The following is a 21,071-nucleotide window of genomic DNA, read 5'->3' on the forward strand; positions in this document are numbered from 1 at the left end:
TCCTATACTTATGTTGCAACGCATTGGTAGGTTGTGATCTTGATTATGATTTTTGCGTCAGAACAAGATTCTTATGAGTAAGGTGTTCTTAGTGTTGTTTGTGTTACCCGTTTACCTTACTCATTAAGAATACCATGTATAGAACTGGAAAAAAACACAGTACTTCCTGTTTTTTGCTTCATTTTATGAACAATTTGTTACGTTTGTTTTCTAAAAACTAAAGAGATAATGTTATTTTTGAAACTTCTTTATACTGTGCGTCTACACCGATAACTTCGACGACATCATCTGGACTTGTAATGAAGTAGTTCGTGCTTGTGAATGTATAGCCACCATTCTTAGTAGTAGCTTGTTGCTTCAGGTTCCCATTAACCCATAAACGAACTTTAGCTACGTTCTTTCCAAACGTGCCTGTGAGTGTGTTATCTCCTATATTAAATGGGATGGCAGTTAGTCCATTGTCGAGTGGTGCTAAGTCGCTTACTACAACATCTATTCGATTAAGCTCTTGGTACTGCGCATTAACCCCAACAATTTCGACTCTATCGGTGGCATTTTTAATAAAACTTGCAATATTTGTGAATGTGTAGTCACCGTCTGATGTTGTCGTAGCTTGTGTAACAGCTTTTCCATTGACCCATAAGCGAACTTTAGCAACGCTTTTTCCAAAAGTACCATTCAATGTGTTTGTACCAATTGTGTATGCATCAGCAGTGAGCGAGGTCGTTGCAATTGGGGATCCTTTTATAGAGAGGCGAATACGCTTTTTCTCGTTATACGACGCATCGACCCCAACAATTTCAACCTTATCAGTAGCTTTTACAATAAAATTAGCGGCGGCAGGGAAAGTGAAGACGCCAGCAGAGTTGGTTGTAGCTTGTGTGACGGCTTTATCATTAATCCAGAGGCGAACTTTTGCGATGTTGCTACTAAAAGTGCCAGACAGTTCGGTGTCACCAAAAGCATAATCGTTTGCAGTCAATGAGTAAGAATCAACGGGGGCAAGAACTGTTTTGATAGTAGACGGGCTGATTAAATCTGCTTGTTTATAGAAGATTTCCACCCGCATACCTGGTACTAAGGTGATAGCTTTACCGTAATAATCAAAAGGAATGCTGAAACTTCTATCTTCTTCAGTATAGTGTAAATATTTTTTGTAGGAGCCATCAAGATTGTATATGTTCATTATTAAGCCGTAATTAGCTGGGACTTTACCAGAAATGGCGGTATCATTTGGATGTAGCTCGTCCAGAATGGGAGCGGTAAATTTATTTTTGGGATCTAGCTCTGAATTAGGCAGTACGTCTTTGTAGTCGTCTAATAAAGTGGATTTAGCCGGTTCATCTAAAAGATTGATAGCTAATAGTAAATCATCTTTGCCTTCTACATAGGGACTAGTTAGCATGGAGTCATTATCTCGAATAACCTTAGCTCCTTTTTCAATAATAGTAGTTAAGTTTGCTTTCATATTTGTCGTGCTACCGATTTGTTGTAAGCCTAATTTTGTAACAAGGAATGTTTGTGTGTTGGCGGATGAATTAGCTATTGTCATGTTGTCGATTGATAAAAGATTAGGATTAGCATGGAAAATTCGAACTTTGTATCCTTCTTTGATAGTCGTATTACTCGTGCTAAGTGAAAGTTTTTCATTTGCAAGTGTTTCTCTAGAATAGGTTACTGTTCCTGCAGTATTAAGCACTTCAATTTTTGAATAAAGAGAGCTACCAAGACCAGGATTAACATTTGCATAATTGTTTTCGATAGCAAGTGTTTCTTTGTTCAGGTCTACTTGTGCGGTTGTATATTCACTGCTACTGACACCCTTAAAATGAATTGTTAAGCCAAGTAGGTTCTTCTAGTACATATGCTTCTTTTGTACGTACTTCATCAGCGTACACTGGATATGAGAAACCTCCAATGATGATTAGTGTAAGCATTGTAAAAAATAAGCTAGCTGTTTTTCTTTTCATTTTTCCGTCTCCTTCTTGAGATGTTCATAACCTCATAATCAGTAAGTGTGCAATTTGTAAAAAGCAGTGCATGAACTCTTATCGTACCTGTTATTTGGAGGAAAAAAATACAGTATTTCCGTTATTTAGAGATTTTAAATGAACATTTCGTCACATTTATACTAATTTAGTTGATGGGAGCGAGAGGATAAAATTTGTTGTGACGTGCGGAATACAATAACTTTATATTGTTATTTTAAGCATATATGAAAGATGTAAGTGAAACAATTTTAGTCGGAATTTGATTTTTTCTGTGCCTTTTCATCTGAATTTAATGTACAATGGAAGTGGAATAATTTTTTAGGAGGAATAGATTATGTTTAAAAAAATGTTTAAAAAAGATAAAGCTGAAGCGGTTGTGGCGCACGCAACGGGACAATTTGTGAAATTGGAAGATGTTCCAGATCCAGTTTTTAGTCAAAAAATGATGGGTGAGGGAATGGCGATTAAACCAACGAGTGGCACTGTTGTAGCGCCGGTCGCGGGTGAAATTATTCAAATCGCTGACACGAAGCATGCGTTTGGAATCAGATCTGAACTTGGTCAAGAGATATTGGTTCATATTGGTTTGGAGACGGTTGCGCTTAAAGGTGAAGGATTTAACGTACTTGTTTCTTTAGGGGATAAAGTGACAGTAGGACAACCAATTGTGGAGGCGGATCTCGATTTCATCGAGAAAAATGCGAGTAGCACAGTTATTCCAATGGTTGTAACGAACAGCATGGAGAATAAATATGATTTTGATTGGAAAGCTGTGACAGATGTTGTTGCTGGCGATACAGTTGTATTTGAATCAAAAACTAAATAATGATGGACGGGCATTGTTCTTCGAGGCAATGCTTTTCGTTTCTTTTCGAGGCGTTTTAAGATAGAATAATACATAGTTAGAGTTGGATGAGGAGTTGGAATTATGGTACTTGAAGTTATTGTTGAGAATATACGGGAAGCATCGGAAGCGGAGCATTTTGGTGTGGATCGGTTAGAGGTTGTTTCAGCTATTAGTGAGGGTGGCTTGACGCCGAGTTATGGGGTTATTAAGCAGATTACGCAAGATATTAAGGTGCCTGCGATGGTGATGATTCGTCCGCATAGCCATTCGTTTCATTATGATGCGTATGATATCGCGATTATGCAGGAGGATATTTTGATGGCGCAGGAACTTGGTGCGAGCGGGATTGTTTTTGGTGCGTTGACGAAGGCTGGCGAGATTGATCGCGATTTGTTGGAGAATGTGATTGATTGGAAGGGCGACATGGATTTGACGTTCCACCGGGCGATTGAGAGTGCGCAAGATATCGATAAAGCGTACGCGGTGCTTCGGGAATATGGCAATAATATTACGCAAGTTTTGACGTCGGGTGGCGGGGATAAGGCGACGGATACGATCGGTCGCTTGAAAAAATGGGTCGCGGATAGCCAGACGGATATGACTTCTTTTGAAATTTTGGTGGGAAGTGGTGTGACGCCGGATAATATCGGTTTGTTGCATGAAACGCTTCATAACACGCAATATCATGTTGGTGGTGGCGCGCGTATTGATGGTGATTTTAGCAAAGGGCTTGATGTGGCGAAGATTAGGGCGCTGCAGGAAGCGATTAAATAGGATGGAAAAGTCGAGCTGAGGATGGTTCGGCTTTTTTAATGGAATAGGCTGTACCGACTTCTTGATTTAGGCTATAATAGGGACAGAATAACTAATGAGGTGGAAAAGTTGATAAATATGATTGGAACGGCGCAAGTGATGACCGTTATTGCAAAAGAGGAAGAATATTTTATGTTAGAAAAGCGTGGCGTGGAAGTGAAGTTACCGCTTACGAATGCGTCTAACTTGGACTTGGTGGTCGGGGATACGGAAACCGTGTTTATTTATCGTGATTATGATCATGAGGTTGTGGCGACGACGATTATCCCGAAAGCGCAAGTTGGGAAATTTGCTTGGGGAACGGTGACGGATGTGCGCAAGGATTTAGGCGTATTTGTGGATATCGGCATTCCGAAAGATGTTGTTGTTTCAATGGATGACATGCCGGCGCTGAACCATTTGTGGCCGAAAAAGAACGATCGCTTAATGATTATGTTGCGCGTGGACGAGAAGGAACGGGTTTGGGGCGTGCTTGGTGAAGAGCATGATTTTAAAGCAATCTCGACAAAAGCGACGCAAGATATGTTTAATCAAAACGTGACGGGAACGGTTTACCGGTTGTTGAAAGTCGGGACGTTTGTGATTACGGAGGACGGGCATATTGGCTTTATTCATGAGACGGAGCGGACATCTGAACCGCGTCTTGGGCAGAAATTGGATGCGCGCGTGATTGCTGTGAAACCGGATGGGACGCTGAATTTATCGTTGCGTGGACGGGTGCATGAAGTGTTGGGCGATGATGCCGAAATGATTTTGACGTATTTGCGAAGTGTTGGCGGTAAAATGGCGTTTTCCGATAAATCTGATCCGGATGCGATTCGTGCTAAATTTGGCGTGAGTAAGGCGCAGTTTAAACGAGCGTTGGGCAGTTTAATGAAGGAATGCCGGATTAAGCAAGAGGACGGGTTCACGTATTTAATAGAAGAAGATAGCGAAAAATAAGACTTAAGATGGAGAGATAGTTCGAGCCATAGCGGCTGTTGTGACTGTATTCCGCACTTTATAATGGGAGCAGAAGTTAAAATTCTAGTTACCCGTTATTTGAGTCTGACTCAAAATTTGACAGCAAAGGGGGTGTATTCAGATGAAAAAATTAGAAGGTTCGTTTATTTTCTTATTCTTGGTTTTAGTCGCGGTGGGTATCGCATTTGAGATGCTTTTCAGATGGGAATTACTCGTGTTATTTGCGATTGGTATTTGTTTTTTATTCACGTCGCGTAAAGAAGGTATTCCGAAAAAGAAAGCTCGGTCAAGACTTTTTATTGCCGCGGTATTTATTTTGATTTCGGTTCTTTTAACGGCGACTTTCAAAATTGGTTTGGTGATCGCAGGGATTTTTGCTGTGTATTATTATGTGAGCCGTAAGCGTGCGCCGCAGTTATTAATGGTGAAGACGAAGGAGACAGCGGAGAATTTGAATCCGCGCAATACGTTTATTCGCAATCAGTGGTTTGGTAATCAGCGGGTGCTAGATGTGGTATATGAATGGGATAATATCAACATTCAAACGGGTATTGGTGATACGATTATCGATCTTGGTAATACGGTTTTGCCGACGGGTGAGAGTGTTGTTTTGATTCGGAGTTTTTCGGGCAAGATTCGATTGTTAGTGCCGTTTGATTTGGGAATTTGTCTGGAGCACTCGGCGATTTTCGGGCATTTGCAGTATGATAAGGAAAGTACGGTCGTGCAAAATGATACGATTAAGCTTTATTCGGATAATTATGAAACGGCGCCGCGTAAGGTGAAAATCATAACGTCTGTCGTGCTTGGTGATTTAGAGGTGATTAGACTATGACGTTTACACGTGCCTCGATGGCGACGACGACAGGTTTGTTACTGCTTGCGACACTTGGAACAACGGTGATTTATCAATCGGGTGGCGATATTTCATGGTATGACCTTTTGATTGGCAAAAAGATCTTTTACTTGCCGTTTATCGTTTTTATCGTGTTGATGGCGATTTCGATTGGACTGATTGTCGGAGCGGTGATTGGTTATATTATTAAGCGGAAGTTCGAGGCGATTGATTTTTCATTGCGGCTTTTAGAGCAGGGGGAATTGGAGAAGAAGCCGGCGGACGATGAGGAAATTTACACGGAGATTCAGCAGGTGTATAATCAGATTGAGCGGTTGCGTGAAAAAATGAAGGCGCAGACGATGATGACGCAGGAAATCGCGAATGAGCGCGCGGAGACGACTGGCCAGACGAAAGAGGCTATTTTAGCGGAGGAGCGGCACAGGATTGCGCGGGAATTGCATGATTCGGTGAGCCAGCAACTTTTTGCGGCGATGATGCTGTTGTCGGCGCTCAATGAACAAAGCGCAAAGAATGCGACGCCGATGATGCAGAAACAGCTGAAAATGGTCGAGTCGATTGTTAATGAATCGCAGTCGGAAATGCGCGCGTTATTGTTACATTTACGCCCGATTCAGTTGGAAGGCAAGTCGCTGAAAATGGGGATTGAGTTGTTGCTGAAAGAGCTGACGACGAAGTTACCGATTCAGGTGGAATGGCAAATTGAGGATATTTCGTTCCAGAAGGGTATCGAGGATCATTTATTCCGAATTGTGCAAGAGTTGCTTTCTAATACGTTACGTCACTCGAAGGCGAATTTGCTGGAAGTTCGGATGATCGTGATTGATAATTTGGTCGTTTTAAAAGTGGTCGATGATGGTGTCGGCTTTGATATGAATAAACCGCAGACGGGTTCGTATGGTTTGCAGAATATGCGTGAACGGGTGGCTGAATTTGGCGGCTCGATTAAAATCATTAGTTTTCCTAAAAAGGGAACGAGTGTGGAGATTAAGATTCCACTGGTGAAGAAAAAGGATGTGGACGGTGAATGATAAAAGTTTTACTAGTAGACGATCACGAAATGGTGCGAATCGGTGTGTCCGCGTATCTTTCGGTGCAGGATGATATGGAAGTCGTTGGGGAAGCGGAGAATGGTCGCGAAGGCGTGGAGCTTGCGATGGAGCTACGCCCGGATATTATTTTGATGGACTTAGTGATGGATGAAATGGACGGGATCGAGGCGACGCAGGAAATTATGCGTCAGTGGAAAACGGCGAAGATTATCATTGTGACGAGTTTTATTGATGATGAGAAGGTGTATCCAGCGCTTGAAGCGGGCGCGTCGAGCTATATGCTGAAAACGTCGACGGCGGGCGAGATTGCAGATGCTATTCGTGCTACATATGGCGGGGATTCTGTATTAGAACCAGAAGTAACCGGGAAAATGATGCAGCGTTTGACGGCGAAACCTGAGAAGAATTTGCATGATGATTTGACGAATCGGGAAAATGAGATTCTATTGTTGATCGCAGAAGGTAAGTCGAATCAGGAAATTGCGGATGAACTTTTTATAACGCTAAAAACAGTGAAGACGCATGTGAGTAATATTTTATCGAAGCTGGACGTGCAGGACCGGACGCAAGCGGCGATTTATGCGTTTAAACACGACCTTGTTGACAAAGAGTAAGGGGGCGGATTTTTGCGATGAAAGAAGGATTTGCAGTTATTGGATTGGGACGTTTTGGCGGTAGTATTTGTAAGTCGCTGGTCGAGCAAGGGATGGAAGTGCTGGCTATTGACTCAAGCGAGGAACGTGTCAACGAATTTATGTCGATCGCGACGCATGCCGTGATTTGTAATTCGACGGACGAGAATGCGTTGCGCCAACTTGGGATCAGGAATTTTGAGCACGTGATAGTATCGATTGGTGAGGATATTCAGTCGAGTATTTTGACGACGCTGATTTTGAAAGAGATGGGCGTGAAATACGTGACGGCCAAGGCGACGAATGACAAACACGCGAAATTGCTCGATAAAATTGGCGCAGATCGGGTGGTGCATCCGGAGCGTGATATGGGTCGCCGGATCGCGCATTATATCGTGTCTAAAAACATGCTGGATTATTTGGAGCTTTCGGATGAGTACAGCCTAGTCGAGATTTCCGTTTCGAGTCGCCGATTCCTAGGCAAAAGCTTGCACGAACTCGATTTCCGGAATACGTTTGGCGTGAATATCGTTGGGATTAAGCGGGATAAACAGATGATTATTACGCCGGAAGCAACGGATGTATTGCAGTCTAGCGATGTTCTCATTGTGATTGGTAGCGATGATGATATTGAGCGTTTGCAGGAACAAATTCAATAAAAGTCGAAAAGGTGAGCATGAAACTGGATGCGAAGCCTTTTTTATTTTGCTTTTTAATAGGACTAGTTGGCGGGGAACTAGGGTATATGAAAAAGAAGTATCCGAATGACGCATTATGTGATAAACTTTCTAGGTGATACTAAAATCAGAAAAAGAAGGGAACAACGCAGAATGAAAAAACTTATTTTAGCCAAGTTAGGAATGAAGGGACTCATACATATGTTACAAGTCTTTATTTTTGCGGTGGTTTGTGTCGGTGTCCATACGCTGATCGTGCCGCAATTAATAGGACTGCTTCCGATCGCCTTATTAATGGGGATTATTTCGATTCAGCCAACGAGTGGTTTCACAAAGAAAGCGATGTCGAAAATCGGCGTGATGTTTGTGTTGGCCTGCGTGATTGTCGGCATTGCATCAAGCTTTTTTGATAACAGTGTGTACGTTTATTTTGTGGTGATGGTGATTGCACTGCTTGCGATTAACTTTATTATGCCGCAGAAATATATGGTCATCACGATGGCGATTGGGACAGCTTTGTTTTTCCTAGACACGTCTGATATGACGATACCGTATTGGGCAGTGCTGCTGATTGCGATTGTGGACGTCGGTTTCTTTTTTATCATCGTGCGGTTGATTGTGCGTTTTGTGCATATTCCAGTGGAGAAATCGATTCAGATGATGATGAAGCAGACGATGATGCTGTTACAAAAGGAACTAAATACTATATTAGTGAAAAAAGAAGCGGGAAAACCGAAGCCATTGTATGGCATTTTTGTGCAGTCGCAAATGTTGATTCGCGAATATTCAGCGGGGAAACAGAGTGATCCAGTGCATGTTGAGATTTATCAAAAAACATTGGCGTCTTATTTGCAGGCTTACTTTAGCTTATTAACGATTTCGGAATTGGGTGCGTACCGAGTGGATGAAACGGCGAAGGGGAACTTGCAAGCGGTTGGAATCGAGGACGTGGCTTTTGTCGCGGATGGGGATTCGATTTTGACTTTCCACATTCAAGAGTTTACAAAAGGAATCCAAGCTATACGCGCAAGTATCCAGACGCTTAGTGGAGGTGGAATCGCATGAAAAAAGCAACTTTAAGAGAACGTTTGGCGCTCGATCCGCGCGTTGCAAAGGTACTTATCAGTATGGCGATTTGTGTTTTGCTATATCCATTTTTCGGTAAGTATATTGTTTATCCGACGTATGTATTTAATGCGATTTACATCACCGCGCAGTTGACGAAAGGCGCGACGTATAAATCGAGTATCGAGCGTATTATTGGGACGGTTGCTGGTGGTTTGACGGGCGTTGTGTTCTATTTTATCGTTCCAGACCACCACTTTCTGATGATACCCATTGCAGCGACGGTTGCGGTGTTATGGGGATATCTTTTTGTCGGTAAATTTACGCCGGTTATGGCGGTTATCACGGTCATGGTTTTAGTCGGAAAAGGAGAAGGCGAGCCGGTGCTCTACATTAATAACCGGATGATTGATACGCTGATTGGCCTCACGATTGGTTTCCTCGTCTACGCGCTTTACCCGAAAAAGAAAACGGAGATGAATCGCGTATTTTATGACCATGCCAAGGCTTGCTTGACACAAATCGAGAAAATCCGTGCGAAATATCAAAAGCAAGAGGCGCTACATGAGGAGTTGGTTGCGGCTTGGAAAGCGTTGCAGGCGTTGAAGCAAGAGCGGATGACGATTGTGAATGACAGCAGTTTTGTGCCTAAAGTGGAGGATTCAGAACCGATGTTGTCGCTTATTCATGATTTGGAGCAGATGTTGCATAATTTGGAGATTCTGTATCATCATCCGATTTCTGAGAACAGGGAACCTGGTTTGCAGGAAGTCATTTCTTTCCATGAAGAGACGTTAAATCGGCTTTACGGAAAAACGAAGCAAGAGATACAGCTGATATAAAATAAAGAAGTATAGTATAAGACTTGCATCCCACAAAAATAAGCAAGACATCACGTCCCCCTTTTAGGTAAGACGTGAATCTTGCTTTACACAAATCGAGCGCTTGTCGCCGATTTATAATGGATATGCCTATAAACCTAGATGTTCTCGGAAGGCTTTGGTTGCTGCTGCTTTGGATTTGGCTTCTGGTTCGTAGTAATACAGATTGAAACCGTAAGCTTCACTGTAAATCGAGACGCCTTCTCCTTCCATTTTGAGTGTGTCGACATCGTTTCGGACGCTAGAATATTTCGTTGCAATTTCTATGATGTCGTCCATCGCGAGGTTGGTCGTGAAATTGTCGCCGACTGCTTTTAGAAGTTTGTTGAAATGTGTGATAGAAGCGGTGCCTGCGAGTTCGTTACTGATTCCCATGATAACATCGCGTTGACGGTCTTGACGGCCAAAATCTCCGCGGGGGTCTTCATGGCGAATGCGTACGTATTGCAGGGCTTCTTTTCCGTTTAGGTCAATCTTGCCTTTGACAAAGCGTTTGTTGACTTCGGTTAGATTAATATCATTCGTGACGCGAACACCGCCTACAGCTGATACGAGGTCGCTGAAGCCTTTCATATTGATCGTAACGTAATAATCGATCGGAACGTTCATCAGCTTCTCCACGGCGCCTACAGTACCTTCTGCGCCACCTTTAGAATAGCTACCATTTATTTTGCCAATATTGCCGTCATCGTAGGTTACTTTCGTATCACGTGGGATACTGAGCATCTTCACGGAATTCTTTTCTTTGTTAATGGTTGCGAGAATCATGGAATCGGAGCGACCATTTGTTTCGCCAGCACGGGCATCAGTCCCAATCATCAGAATGGAAAATGCGTGGCCATCGGTGAGTGTACTAGTGGAAGCTTTATCTTTAGACAATGGTACGTGAATGCTGTTCAATGTTTGCTGGATACCGTTATAATAGTGAATGGCGAAGGCTCCTAATGTGAAGGCAATGCCGAGTAGGATAACAAAGGAGATTTGGAGTCGATGCATCAGTCTGGATGGCTGTTTCTCAAAGGGTTGAAAGCGAATTGTATCCATATTTAGTCCTATCTTTCTGTGTGTGTTGACACGTCTAATTTATTTAAGTAGTCTCTGTAAGTGGTATAAGTATTGCATTATTGTTAAAATTAACACTAACATAATGGTATCACTCCAAGGGCTATAAATCAAATTAGAATTTAATGATAAATTGGGAGGAATTTTGCCATGAAAGAGGAAGAAAAGGTTTCAAAAATGTCGCAAGGGTTGATTGTTTCGTGCCAGGCGCTCGAGGATGAGCCGTTACATAGTCCGTATATTATGACGAAAATGGCGCTTGCTGCGAAGGTTGGCGGGGCGGTCGGGATTCGGGCGAATTCGGCGGTGGACATTGAGGCGATCAAAGCGGAAGTGGATTTGCCTGTTATCGGGATTTATAAGAAGAATTATGGCGCGTGTCCTGTGTTTATCACGCCGACAATGCAAGAAGTGGACGAGATTGTGGCGACGGGAGCAGAGATTGTCGCGATGGACGGGACGAGTCGGGTTCGGCCTGATGGAACGGTAATCGCGGAGTTGTTTCCCGAAATTAGACGCAAGTATCCGGATCAGTTATTTATGGCGGATGTCGCGACGCTTGCTGAGGCGATCGCAGCGGAAAAATTAGGATTCGATTTTGTGGCGCCGACTTTATTTGGCTATACGGAAGAGACGAAGGGGAAAAAAATTGCAGACGATGACTTTGCGCTTTTGCGTGACATTGTGCGTGAGGTTCGCGTGGCGCGGATTATTGCGGAAGGGAACGTGCTGACACCGGACATTGCGAAACGTGTTCAGGATATTGGCGTATTTGCGATTGTAGTTGGTGGAGCGATTACTAGACCGCAGTTGATTACGGCGCGATTTGTAGATGTTTTGAAAGGGAATTCGTGATGAAGCGCGAATTTCTTTTTCTTTAGTTTGTCTAGTTGACTCGTTGTGTTTCTATGATATATTTCCATTATGAAAGCGTTTAACTAACTGGAAGGTGTGAGGGTATGTTTTGGACGAAGGAAAAGGTGCAGAATCGGAATGCGGAGGTTGATTCGTATCGGTATGTGAAATCGGAGCTTATCTCGGATTTTGGTATATTGGAAGATGTGGATGGTGCGATTGGGAGTTACCCGGTTGGGCTGGATTTCAAGGAGACGATTGCGCTGGGATCGGATTGGCGTGGGCGGGATCGTTACGTTTGGTTGCGGGCGAATGTTGTGTTGCCGGAGAAACGGGAGGGTTGTCGGATTCTCGGATTTTTTGATTTTGGGAAGACGGGCGATGGGAATAATGCTGGTTTTGAATCGTTGTTGTTTGTCGATGGCGAGCCGTATCAGGGTGTGGATCAGAATCATAAGGAAGTGTTTTTTGATGATGCGCTTGCGGGGACGCGGGTGGAGTTGACGTTTAGGCTTTGGTCTGGGCTTGAGGGTGGCGGTCAGGTTAGGACGCAGGAGCATCGACTGAATGCGGCGTTTATTGGGTATTTGGATGTTGCGGTGGATGATCTTTATTATACGGCTTTGGCGGCATTGCAAACGCTTGATTATTTGGCGGAGAACAGCACGGAGCGTTATGGTTTGATGCAGGCGCTGGATCATAGTTTTCGGGTGATTGATTGGGCGAATCCCGGAGGCGCGGAGCATTTGGCGTCGTTGTATGAGGCGGGACGGGTGCTGAATGCGAAAATTGATGCGATGCCGAAAAATTTTGATGTGACGGTGACGTGTGTGGGGCATACGCATATTGATGTGGCGTGGTTATGGCGTTTGAAGCATACGCGCGAGAAGTCGGCGCGCTCCTTTTCGACGGTGATGCGTTTGATGGAGCAGTACCCGAATTATGAGTTTTTGCAGTCGCAGCCGCAGTTGTATGCGTATATTAAGGAGGATTATCCGGATATTTATGCGAAGATTAAGGCGCGGGTTGCGGACGGGCGTTGGGAAGCGGACGGCGGAATGTGGCTGGAAGCGGATTGTAATATTCCGTCTGGTGAGTCGTTGGTGCGCCAAATTTTGCAGGGGACGCGGTTCTTTAAGGAGGAGTTTGGCAAGGAGAGCAAGTTTTTATGGTTGCCGGATGTGTTTGGGTATAGTTGGGCGTTGCCGCAGATTTTGAAGAAGTCAGGGATTGAGACGTTTATGACGACGAAAATCAGCTGGAATCAGTTTAATAAGATGCCGCATGATACGTTTTGGTGGCGCGGGATTGATGGTTCGGAGATTTTGACGCATTTTATTACGACGCCGGATAATGCGCATGATAATTATTACACGTACAATGGGAACATTACGGCGCGTGCGGTGAAGGGTGTTTGGGATAGTTATAATGACAAGAATCTGAATCAGGAGTTGCTCGTTTCGTACGGGTATGGCGATGGTGGCGGTGGTCCGACGCGCGAGATGTTGGAAATGATTGAGCGGTTTGACAGGATGCCAGGTATGCCAAAAGTGGAGACGGGACTGGCGGGACCTTATTTTGAGCGGTTGCATGAGCGGGTGGAAAATACGGACGAGTACGTGCATACGTGGAATGGCGAGCTTTATTTTGAATATCATCGCGGGACGTATACTTCGCAGGCGCATAACAAGAAAATGAACCGGAAATTGGAGTTGTTGCTTCGGGATGCGGAATGGTTCCAAGTGTTGCAGGCGGTGCGGACGGGAGATTTTGCGGCGTATCCGAGTGATCTTTTGCAGGAGAGTTGGCGCATTGTGTTGCGGAATCAGTTCCATGATATTATTCCGGGTTCGTCGATTCATGAGGTGTATGAGGATTGTGTCGTGGAGTATGATGAGGCGGAGAATTTGGCGTTGATGGCGTATGACGAGATGAGCGCGATGGACGAGGATGCGCCGAATAAGATGACGTTGCTGAATAGTTCGATTTGGGAGCGACCGCGTTTGGCGGAGATCGCGATTGCGACGGATGAGCCGGTGATTTGGAAGGATGCGGATGGGAAACGGTTGGATGCGCAGCGGAATTTAGCGGGGAGTTGGCTGGTTGCTGTGGCTGGCTTGCCTTCGATGGGGACGGCGACGCTGACGTATGAGGTGGATACGAAACCGTCTGACGGGAAGCCATTGGCGCAAGTTCATGATCGCGGTTTGGAGACGAATCGTTACCGCGTCACTTGGAATGAAGCCGGGCAATTCACGGCGATTTTTGATAAGGCGAATGAACGAGATGTCCTTGCAAAAGGTGAGCGCGGTAATGTGTTGCAAGTTTTTGAGGATAAACCGCTGAATTTTGATGCGTGGGATATTGATATTTATTATCAGGAAAAAATGCGTGAGGTGACGCAACTGGAAAGTGTGACGGTGACTCAGAATGGCGAACTGCAAACGACGCTACGGATGGAGTGGTTGTACGGGCGTTCGAGACTTGCGCAAAATATTCATTTTTATCGTGACAGTGCGCGGATTGATTTTGAAACGGAGCTGGATTGGCATGAAAAGCAGCAACTTTTAAAAGTGGCGTTCCCTGTGGATGTGATGGCGACGGAAGCGACGTATGATATTCAATACGGGAATGTGAAGCGTCCGACGCATTGGAATACGAGCTGGGATTATGCACGTTTTGAGACTGTGGGGCATCAATGGGCGGATTTAAGTGAGACGGGATATGGTGTCAGTATTTTGAATAATTGTAAATATGGACACGATATTAAAGATCATGTGATGCGCTTGACGTTGTTGAAATCGGCGACGTATCCAGATGTGACGCAAGATCAAGGCGAGCATGTATTTACGTATTCCCTACTACCTCATGCAGGCGATTTTGTGGAAGGTGACGTGGTACAAGAGGCTTGGGCGCTTAACAATCCGCTTCGTGCTGCGCTTGGTTCGCATGATAATCGTTCGTTACTCCAGTCAAATAATGAGCAAATTCAAATTGATGCTCTGAAAAAAGCGGAGGATGACGATGCGATTATAGTTCGGTTGCATGAATATACAGGCGGACGGGGTAAGGTGATAATGACGAGCGATTTCCAAATAAAATCATGGCAGGAATGTGATTTGATGGAACGTCCAATTGGTGAGGAGGAGACAGGAGAATGGACCTTTTCAGTCACGCCATATGAGGTGAAAACGTTCAAAATTAAGTTGAAATAAGAGCATGATACCTTAACGAGGACGGTAAATAATATTACTGTTTCGTTAAGGTATCTTAATTGTATTGAAATGGGGTGTGGCTTTTGTTACAATGATGGAGTACGACTAAAACGCTTACAAGTGTGGTAGAATCGCTAATTTACATACATAACTTTTTACCGCACATATAAAAAGGGAGGAATTTAAAACGTGAATAAAATGTACAAAAAGGGATTAAAGATTGTGTTAGCAGCAAGTTTGACGGTTGGAATTGGGGCGACAGCGCTCGGTGGAAATGCCAACTCGGCGGAGGCAGCGGTGGACCCGAACCTTGTGCCTGTGCAAATACTAGGAGTCAATGATTTCCACGGCGCATTGGACACGCCTTCTAGCTCACCACTCGGAAAAATTGGCGGTGCCGATTACTTGGCAACAAATCTGAATAATTCAGAAGCGGCATTTTTAGCGGCGAATGGTTTAGCGGACAACGCGGCAAGTAATTCGATACGCGTGCAAGCGGGAGATATGGTCGGCGCGAGCCCAGCCGTTTCAGGATTATTGCAAGATGAACCGACGATCAAAGTATTGAATCGGATGAAATTCGAAATTGGAACGCTTGGAAATCATGAATTTGACGAAGGCTTAGCGGAATATAAACGAATTTTAGATGGTGGAGATACGACGGACTTTAATGAAATCACGCAAAATTACGATCATGAGGCATCCGATATGTCGATTGTCGTTGCGAACGTGGTGAACAAGTCTGATGGTGCGATTCCTTATGGTTTCAAACCTTACGAGATTAAAAATATGGGCGGCGTGGATGTCGGCTTTATCGGCGTTGTGACGACAGAAATCCCATCTCTCGTACTCGCCAATCATATTCAAAATTTCAACTTCCTAGACGAAGCGGAAACTATCGCGAAATACTCGGCGGAACTCCAAGCAAAAGGCGTGAAGGCAATCGTTGTTTTATCACACGTTCCAGCGCTCACTCCTGGAAATCCGACGAACGGGGAAGGCGCAGTTTCTGGCGCGGCGGTTGACATGATTAATAAAGTGAATCAAATTGCGCCAAACAATAGCGTGGACCTTGTTTTAGCGGGTCATAATCACCAATATACGAACGGGAAAGTTGGTAGTACGCGTTTGGTGCAAAGTTACAATAACGGAAAAGCGTATTCCAATGTGACGGGTGTCCTCAATAAAACGACGAAAGATTTTGAGACAACGCCGAATGCAGAAATTAAATATAATTTGCAAGATGTGACGCCAGATGCGGCAGTTCGCAGTGTCATTGATGAAGCGTATGCATTGGTGAATCCTGTCATCAGTAAGCCAATAGGGCAAATGGATAGCGCTGTTTTGACGCGTGATACGAATGCGGACAACGAATCACCACTTGGAAATCTAATCACAGATGGCCAGCGCGAAATGGCGAAACAAGCAGGAATTGCTGTCGATTTTGCGATGACAAACAATGGAGGAATTCGTGCCGACCTTGTTGGAACTGCAGCGAACGGTTCCTACGCAGTGACATGGGGCGCAGCGCAAGCCGTTCAACCTTTTGGGAATATCTTGCAAGTGGTCGAGCTTTCTGGCGCGGACATTATCGAAGCATTGAATCAGCAATACGACGAATCTGAAAAGTACTTTTTACAAGTTTCTGGTTTAAAATACACGTACACAAAAAATGATGCGGGCGAAAAGCGTGTCGTTGATGTGATGAAGGAAGATGGCACGAAACTAGATCCAGCAGCGACTTACCGCGTTGTTATTAACGATTTCCTATTTGGTGGCGGCGATTCTTTCTCCGCGTTTACGAAAGGGAAGCAAGTCGATGTCATCGATCCAGACACAGACACATTCATCAACTATATTCAGTCGCAAAGCAAATTGGTGACGCCAGAACTTGGTCGTAAGGTATTCAAAACAGAAGCCGAAATAGCGAAGGAAAAAGAAGATGCGGCGATTCAAGCCATCACGGATAGCACGACTTTTGTATCGTATAAAGAAAAAGATGCTGTGTTTAAAGGTAAAACTATTCCAGGTGCAACTGTGACGCTAGATACGTTGGCAGTGAAGGCGAAAGTAGCGCCAGTTGTCGCGGACGCAGACGGCAATTTTGAAATCGATATGAGCGGTGAAAACTTGAAAGAAGGAGAAACATTCGGTGTCACGATAACGGATGCAGACGGTTACAGCAAGGTATTTACGGTAGCAGTTATGGCTGCTGATCCGATTGATAATGGTGGCGGCGAAGAGATTCCTGGGGATAATAATGGCGGTGGTACAGAAACACCGGATACCCCGGATACAGATAATGGAAATGGCGGCACCGTGACGCCAGAACCAGTGAATCCTCCTGTAAATGGTGATGCGGATTCAGTGGTGACACCTGTGGAAAATACAAACTTGCCACAAACGGGTGATGAAGATCAAACAGGCGTTGTGCTAGGCGGATTAGTGCTAGTTGGCGTTGGTCTATACTATATAAGACGCAAAGCTTAATCACGCAAAAAGGCTCCGATCAGTCATTTCTGATAGGAGCCTTTTTCTATACTACACTTCCATAATGATCGGTAAAATCATCGGACGGCGTTTTGTTTTTTCATATAAGAATGGTTGTAACGTGTCGGTAACCTCGTTTTTAATCTCAGACCACTGCGTTGTTTTGCTATCCATCACTTTGTTGAGATGGCGGCGTAACAAGCCTTGCGCTTCATTAATCAGGTTGCCAGATTCGCGCATGTAGATGAAACCGCGTGAAATGATATCTGGACCAGCCATGACTTTATTTTTCGACGCGCTGATCGATACAACGACAATCACTAAGCCTTCTTCGGAAAGGACACGGCGATCGCGCAATACGATATTACCGATGTCGCCAATTCCGCTACCGTCGATATACACGTTTGCTGCTTGGATTTTACCTGCAACATGCGCGGAATCAGCGGTTAGGGCTAACACATCTCCGTTTTCCATGATGAAGCTGTTTTCATGAGGTACGCCGCAATAGAACGCAGATTGAGCGTGCATCTTTTGCATGCGGAACTCACCATGAATCGGCATGAAATATTTTGGCTTCATAAGACGAAGCATTAGTTTTTGTTCTTGCTGGCCACCGTGACCAGATGTGTGGATATTGTTGACTTTACCATGAACTACTTCTGCACCAGCTTGGAAAAGTAGGTTGATCGTGCGGTTAACACTGATCGTATTTCCTGGAATTGGTGAAGAGGAGAAGACCACTGTATCACCGGGCTGAATTTGGATTTGACGATGGGTACCATTCGCGATACGCGAAAGTGCGGCCATCGGTTCTCCTTGACTACCGGTACAAAGAATGGTGACTTCGTTCGCGGGTAGTTTGTTCAATTGACCCCATTCGATAAACGTATCTTTTGGCGCTTGAATGTAGCCGAGCTCAATACCAATCGTGATGGCAGAGTCCATACTACGACCGAACACCGCAATTTTACGACCAGTTGCGACGGATGATTCTACGACTTGTTGCAAGCGATAAATGTTGGATGCGAACGTCGCGAAAATAATCCGACCATCGACATCACGGAAAATATTTTTGATACTTTCCCCAACGATGCGCTCACTCATTGTAAAATTAGGAACTTCCGCGTTCGTGGAATCTGAAAGGAGACATAGCACGCCTTCTTTGCCGATTTCCGCCATTTTTGTTAAGTTCGCAGGTTCGCCAACAGGTGTGAAATCGAATTTGAAATCGCCTGTGTGCACGATGTTTCCTGATGGGGTTTTGACAACGATGCCGTAAGAGTCTGGAATACTATGCGTCGTTGCGAAGAACGAAATACTTGTTTTGCGGAATTTGAAAACATCTTCTTCTTCAAACTCGTAAATTTTCGTTTGGCGCAGTAGACCGTGTTCTTCCAGTTTGTTGCGGATAAGTGCTGCCGCGAGTTTCCCAGCGTAGACGGGGATATTTAGTTCGCGAAGCAAGTAAGGAACGCCACCGATATGATCTTCGTGACCATGCGTGATAAACAAGCCTTTAATTTTTTCTTTGTTTTTGATGAGGTATGTGTAATCAGGAATAACGTAATCAATGCCGAGTAGTTCGTCCTCTGGGAACTTGATACCAGCATCGATGAGGATTATTTCGTCCTGAAATTGCACGCCGTAAGTGTTTTTTCCGATTTCGCCTAGACCACCGAGTGCGAAAACAGCTGTTTCATTATTTTTTACAAATTTCATAGCGGATTACTGCCCCCACAGTTGGAAATCTTCATTTTGTTTTTCATATTGTAGGTGCGCCTCGCTCAATTGTTCTACTAGCTCGATATGGAAGGGTTGGTCTTTTAGAATAACGCGCACTTCTGGCACGCTACCTGCTTCCACATAGATGGATTGTGTCTTTTCTCTGACAGGTGTTTCGGTTTTTGTTGCTTGATAGTAAACTTTAAAAATCATTTTTTTCTCTCCTTTATGTTTCGTTATTATTCATTGTAAAAATAGCATTGCTCCTCATTTGCAATCTATTTACATACGGTTTCATGGATAAAGAGGGATGACCCAGTTAAAAAGGCAAAAAGAAACAATGGTAGCCGTGCGTCTAAAGGTTGGCTACGATTTTAGAATATAGCATGACATTCTGCGTTTTTTTCGCCTACTCCAATTGAATACCATTATTCTACGCATTTTAAACAAAATGGGCAGATAATGATTTCAATTCGCGGTAGGTTCAACGAGTCACTTCTTTGTAAAAACAAGATCCGAACTTTTATCCTTGAGTTCTAATATACCATAAAAAACGATAAATGCTACTACAATATACTTAAATAGCTCGAAAAAGTCATAGAAAGCTAGAAAATCGTGTTTTAGATATAGTTTCTGCCCGCTAGCGCACTTTTTTTGGTATACTTAGTGGTGAGTAGTAATGGGTGCATTTTTTCCCGCAAATTTGGTCTGAGGAGATTTGAGCGATGAAGAAAATTGTGTTTTTTGATGTAGATGGTACGTTGGTAAATGACAACAAGGAGATTCCAGATTCAGCGAGAAAAGCAGTGAAAGACTTGCAGGATAAGGGTGTTTATGTGGCGATTGCTTCTGGACGGGCGCCTTTTTTACTGAAAGATATATGTGAGGAATTGAATATTAATTCATACGTGAGTTTCAATGGACAATATGTTGTGTTTGAGGGGGAGATGGTGTTTGATAATCCGCTACCGCAGGCGTCAATGGAGCGTTTGATTGAGATTACGGAGAATTTGGATCATCCGCTTGTGTTCATGAATGAGGAGACGTTGCGGACGAATATTCCGGATCATCATAAGGTGCACGAGGGAATGAACTCGCTTAAAGAAGGGTATCCGGAGCTTGATGCCGAGTTTTACAAAGGTCGGACGTTGTATCAATGCTTATTGTTTGCGGACGAGAGTCATGATGCTTTTTATAAGGAGAATTTTCCTGAATATGGCTTCTTACGCTGGCATGACGTATCGATGGACGTGGCACCGGCGAATGGGTCAAAAGCAGTGGGAATTCGCGAAATGTTGAAGCGCTTGGATTTCAAAATTGAAGATGCTTACGCGTTTGGCGACGGTTTGAATGATATCGAAATGTTGCAAGAAGTCGGCACGGGAGTCGCGATGGAAAATGGTCGTGATGAAGTGAAGGCGATTGCGGATTTCGTGACGGATTCCGTGGATAATGACGGGGTTTTGAAAGGATTGCAAAGACTGGGATTACTATAAGTAAGGCGGCGAATCGGATCGTGGATTCGCCGTTTTTGTAGTGCTAGGAGATCTAGTGCTTTAAACAAATCGAGCGAAAGCGTTTGTATTCTGAAGTTTTGGTGAAAGCCGGAAGCGGAGTGTACGACTGTACATGAGAACCGGAAGTTCGCCAAAACTTCGGAATGCGAACGCTTGTCGCCGATTTATTTGGATTATAGGCTACATCAGTAAAGGATGGTGGCTTTCTGATTGAAGGGAGTGATGCTTATGTATGTAGGCTATCAAATCTGGAGAAAGGAAATGCCTGATGTCAGTTGCGGAATCGATTATGATGGCGCTTGGGTTTGGAATGTTTATTTTATCCTTTCTCAAGCTAGTTATCGTAATTGTGCAAGCGATGAAGGACGACAAATAAAAAAACCCATCTACTACACTCTGACCAGAGATTAGGTGGGTTCTTGAACATCTAACG

Annotated in this window: 19 protein-coding genes; 14 read left to right on the forward strand and 5 right to left on the reverse strand. The window is 44.2% G+C overall.

The genetic code is table 11. From position 1 onward, the window contains the following. Nucleotides 1-217 precede the first annotated feature (217 nt). Nucleotides 218-1,834: an immunoglobulin-like domain-containing protein gene (locus DUK53_RS09325; protein ID WP_081964479.1), complete on the reverse strand. Its 1,617-nt coding sequence runs from the start codon at nt 1,832-1,834 to the stop codon at nt 218-220. Continuing rightward, nucleotides 1,824-1,970 carry a hypothetical protein gene (locus DUK53_RS17495; RefSeq protein WP_156110614.1) on the reverse strand — a complete coding sequence of 49 codons (147 nt, stop codon included), beginning with the start codon at nt 1,968-1,970 and terminating at the stop codon, nt 1,824-1,826. The genes DUK53_RS09325 and DUK53_RS17495 overlap by 11 nt, the downstream gene beginning before the upstream one ends. 355 nt (nt 1,971-2,325) lie before the next feature. On the opposite strand from DUK53_RS17495, the gene DUK53_RS09330 reads away from it, so the two are divergent. From DUK53_RS09330 to DUK53_RS09370, 9 genes are all read left to right on the forward strand, one after another. Next, nucleotides 2,326-2,817, forward strand: a complete 492-nt coding sequence (locus DUK53_RS09330) for a PTS sugar transporter subunit IIA (protein WP_036133439.1) — start codon at nt 2,326-2,328, stop codon at nt 2,815-2,817. Between the two features lie 102 nt (nt 2,818-2,919). Continuing rightward, the gene (locus tag DUK53_RS09335; RefSeq protein ID WP_036133441.1) at nt 2,920-3,612 is read left to right on the forward strand and encodes a copper homeostasis protein CutC; all 693 of its coding nucleotides are present in this window, start codon (nt 2,920-2,922) and stop codon (nt 3,610-3,612) included. A 108-nt stretch (nt 3,613-3,720) separates the two neighbouring features. Next, nucleotides 3,721-4,593, forward strand: a complete 873-nt coding sequence (locus tag DUK53_RS09340; protein ID WP_036133442.1) for a CvfB family protein — start codon at nt 3,721-3,723, stop codon at nt 4,591-4,593. A 142-nt stretch (nt 4,594-4,735) separates the two neighbouring features. Further along, nucleotides 4,736-5,449, forward strand: a complete 714-nt coding sequence (gene liaF / locus DUK53_RS09345) for a cell wall-active antibiotics response protein LiaF (protein ID WP_036090507.1) — start codon at nt 4,736-4,738, stop codon at nt 5,447-5,449. Next, the gene (locus DUK53_RS09350) at nt 5,446-6,501 is read left to right on the forward strand and encodes a sensor histidine kinase (protein WP_036090510.1); all 1,056 of its coding nucleotides are present in this window, start codon (nt 5,446-5,448) and stop codon (nt 6,499-6,501) included. The genes liaF and DUK53_RS09350 overlap by 4 nt, the downstream gene beginning before the upstream one ends. Next, nucleotides 6,498-7,136 carry a response regulator gene (locus DUK53_RS09355; protein ID WP_036090513.1) on the forward strand — a complete coding sequence of 213 codons (639 nt, stop codon included), beginning with the start codon at nt 6,498-6,500 and terminating at the stop codon, nt 7,134-7,136. Before DUK53_RS09350 ends, DUK53_RS09355 begins: the two co-directional genes overlap by 4 nt. A gap of 17 nt (nt 7,137-7,153) precedes the next feature. Further along, on the forward strand, nt 7,154-7,813 hold the full coding sequence (locus DUK53_RS09360) for a potassium channel family protein (RefSeq protein WP_036090516.1): 660 nt from the start codon (nt 7,154-7,156) through the stop codon (nt 7,811-7,813). Nucleotides 7,814-7,984: 171 nt separating this feature from the next. Further along, entirely contained in the window at nt 7,985-8,896 is a 912-nt protein-coding gene (locus DUK53_RS09365) for a membrane protein (RefSeq protein WP_036090518.1), read from the forward strand. Then, on the forward strand, nt 8,893-9,738 hold the full coding sequence (locus DUK53_RS09370) for an FUSC family protein (protein WP_036090519.1): 846 nt from the start codon (nt 8,893-8,895) through the stop codon (nt 9,736-9,738). The genes DUK53_RS09365 and DUK53_RS09370 overlap by 4 nt, the downstream gene beginning before the upstream one ends. A gap of 129 nt (nt 9,739-9,867) precedes the next feature. Here the strand turns inward: DUK53_RS09370 and DUK53_RS09375 are convergent, their stop codons facing one another. After that, nucleotides 9,868-10,821 (reverse strand): LCP family glycopolymer transferase, encoded by a 954-nt coding sequence (locus DUK53_RS09375; RefSeq protein WP_036090521.1) that lies wholly within the window; start codon nt 10,819-10,821, stop codon nt 9,868-9,870. A 168-nt stretch (nt 10,822-10,989) separates the two neighbouring features. On the opposite strand from DUK53_RS09375, the gene DUK53_RS09380 reads away from it, so the two are divergent. The 3 genes from DUK53_RS09380 to DUK53_RS09390 all read left to right on the forward strand — a co-directional run bounded on the left by DUK53_RS09380 (nt 10,990) and on the right by DUK53_RS09390 (nt 17,399). After that, on the forward strand, nt 10,990-11,694 hold the full coding sequence (locus tag DUK53_RS09380) for an N-acetylmannosamine-6-phosphate 2-epimerase (protein ID WP_036133443.1): 705 nt from the start codon (nt 10,990-10,992) through the stop codon (nt 11,692-11,694). A gap of 104 nt (nt 11,695-11,798) precedes the next feature. Then, nucleotides 11,799-14,909: an alpha-mannosidase gene (locus DUK53_RS09385; protein WP_036133445.1), complete on the forward strand. Its 3,111-nt coding sequence runs from the start codon at nt 11,799-11,801 to the stop codon at nt 14,907-14,909. A gap of 189 nt (nt 14,910-15,098) precedes the next feature. After that, entirely contained in the window at nt 15,099-17,399 is a 2,301-nt protein-coding gene (locus DUK53_RS09390) for a bifunctional metallophosphatase/5'-nucleotidase (protein ID WP_036133447.1), read from the forward strand. A 51-nt stretch (nt 17,400-17,450) separates the two neighbouring features. On the opposite strand, the gene rnjA is transcribed toward DUK53_RS09390, so the two are convergent. Both rnjA and DUK53_RS09400 read right to left on the reverse strand, forming a co-directional pair. Beyond that, nucleotides 17,451-19,118 (reverse strand): ribonuclease J1, encoded by a 1,668-nt coding sequence (gene rnjA, locus DUK53_RS09395; protein ID WP_036090530.1) that lies wholly within the window; start codon nt 19,116-19,118, stop codon nt 17,451-17,453. Between the two features lie 6 nt (nt 19,119-19,124). Beyond that, the gene (locus tag DUK53_RS09400) at nt 19,125-19,334 is read right to left on the reverse strand and encodes a DNA-dependent RNA polymerase subunit epsilon (protein WP_036090531.1); all 210 of its coding nucleotides are present in this window, start codon (nt 19,332-19,334) and stop codon (nt 19,125-19,127) included. 512 nt (nt 19,335-19,846) lie between these two features. Between DUK53_RS09400 and DUK53_RS09405 the strand changes: the two genes are divergently transcribed. Then, the gene (locus tag DUK53_RS09405) at nt 19,847-20,617 is read left to right on the forward strand and encodes a Cof-type HAD-IIB family hydrolase (RefSeq protein WP_036090534.1); all 771 of its coding nucleotides are present in this window, start codon (nt 19,847-19,849) and stop codon (nt 20,615-20,617) included. A 289-nt stretch (nt 20,618-20,906) separates the two neighbouring features. After that, a complete protein-coding gene (locus tag DUK53_RS09410; protein ID WP_081964480.1) occupies nt 20,907-21,014 on the forward strand; it encodes a putative holin-like toxin in 108 nt (35 codons plus the stop codon). Nucleotides 21,015-21,071 lie beyond the last annotated feature (57 nt).

This window comes from Listeria sp. SHR_NRA_18 (genome assembly GCF_003856515.1).
GTDB classification, from domain to species: domain Bacteria; phylum Bacillota; class Bacilli; order Lactobacillales; family Listeriaceae; genus Listeria_A; species Listeria_A newyorkensis.

What these genes read in the sequence shown, in the direction of transcription:
- DUK53_RS17495 (WP_156110614.1), bottom strand. Translation starts at nt 1,970, where the DNA reads ATGAAAAGAAAAACAGCTAGCTTATTTTTTACAATGCTTACACTAATC.
- DUK53_RS09330 (WP_036133439.1), top strand. Translation starts at nt 2,326, where the DNA reads ATGTTTAAAAAAATGTTTAAAAAAGATAAAGCTGAAGCGGTTGTGGCG.
- DUK53_RS09335 (WP_036133441.1), top strand. Translation starts at nt 2,920, where the DNA reads ATGGTACTTGAAGTTATTGTTGAGAATATACGGGAAGCATCGGAAGCG.
- liaF (WP_036090507.1), top strand. Translation starts at nt 4,736, where the DNA reads ATGAAAAAATTAGAAGGTTCGTTTATTTTCTTATTCTTGGTTTTAGTC.
- DUK53_RS09350 (WP_036090510.1), top strand. Translation starts at nt 5,446, where the DNA reads ATGACGTTTACACGTGCCTCGATGGCGACGACGACAGGTTTGTTACTG.
- DUK53_RS09355 (WP_036090513.1), top strand. Translation starts at nt 6,498, where the DNA reads ATGATAAAAGTTTTACTAGTAGACGATCACGAAATGGTGCGAATCGGT.
- DUK53_RS09360 (WP_036090516.1), top strand. Translation starts at nt 7,154, where the DNA reads ATGAAAGAAGGATTTGCAGTTATTGGATTGGGACGTTTTGGCGGTAGT.
- DUK53_RS09365 (WP_036090518.1), top strand. Translation starts at nt 7,985, where the DNA reads ATGAAAAAACTTATTTTAGCCAAGTTAGGAATGAAGGGACTCATACAT.
- DUK53_RS09370 (WP_036090519.1), top strand. Translation starts at nt 8,893, where the DNA reads ATGAAAAAAGCAACTTTAAGAGAACGTTTGGCGCTCGATCCGCGCGTT.
- DUK53_RS09375 (WP_036090521.1), bottom strand. Translation starts at nt 10,821, where the DNA reads ATGGATACAATTCGCTTTCAACCCTTTGAGAAACAGCCATCCAGACTG.
- DUK53_RS09380 (WP_036133443.1), top strand. Translation starts at nt 10,990, where the DNA reads ATGAAAGAGGAAGAAAAGGTTTCAAAAATGTCGCAAGGGTTGATTGTT.
- DUK53_RS09385 (WP_036133445.1), top strand. Translation starts at nt 11,799, where the DNA reads ATGTTTTGGACGAAGGAAAAGGTGCAGAATCGGAATGCGGAGGTTGAT.
- rnjA (WP_036090530.1), bottom strand. Translation starts at nt 19,118, where the DNA reads ATGAAATTTGTAAAAAATAATGAAACAGCTGTTTTCGCACTCGGTGGT.
- DUK53_RS09400 (WP_036090531.1), bottom strand. Translation starts at nt 19,334, where the DNA reads ATGATTTTTAAAGTTTACTATCAAGCAACAAAAACCGAAACACCTGTC.
- DUK53_RS09405 (WP_036090534.1), top strand. Translation starts at nt 19,847, where the DNA reads ATGAAGAAAATTGTGTTTTTTGATGTAGATGGTACGTTGGTAAATGAC.
- DUK53_RS09410 (WP_081964480.1), top strand. Translation starts at nt 20,907, where the DNA reads ATGTCAGTTGCGGAATCGATTATGATGGCGCTTGGGTTTGGAATGTTT.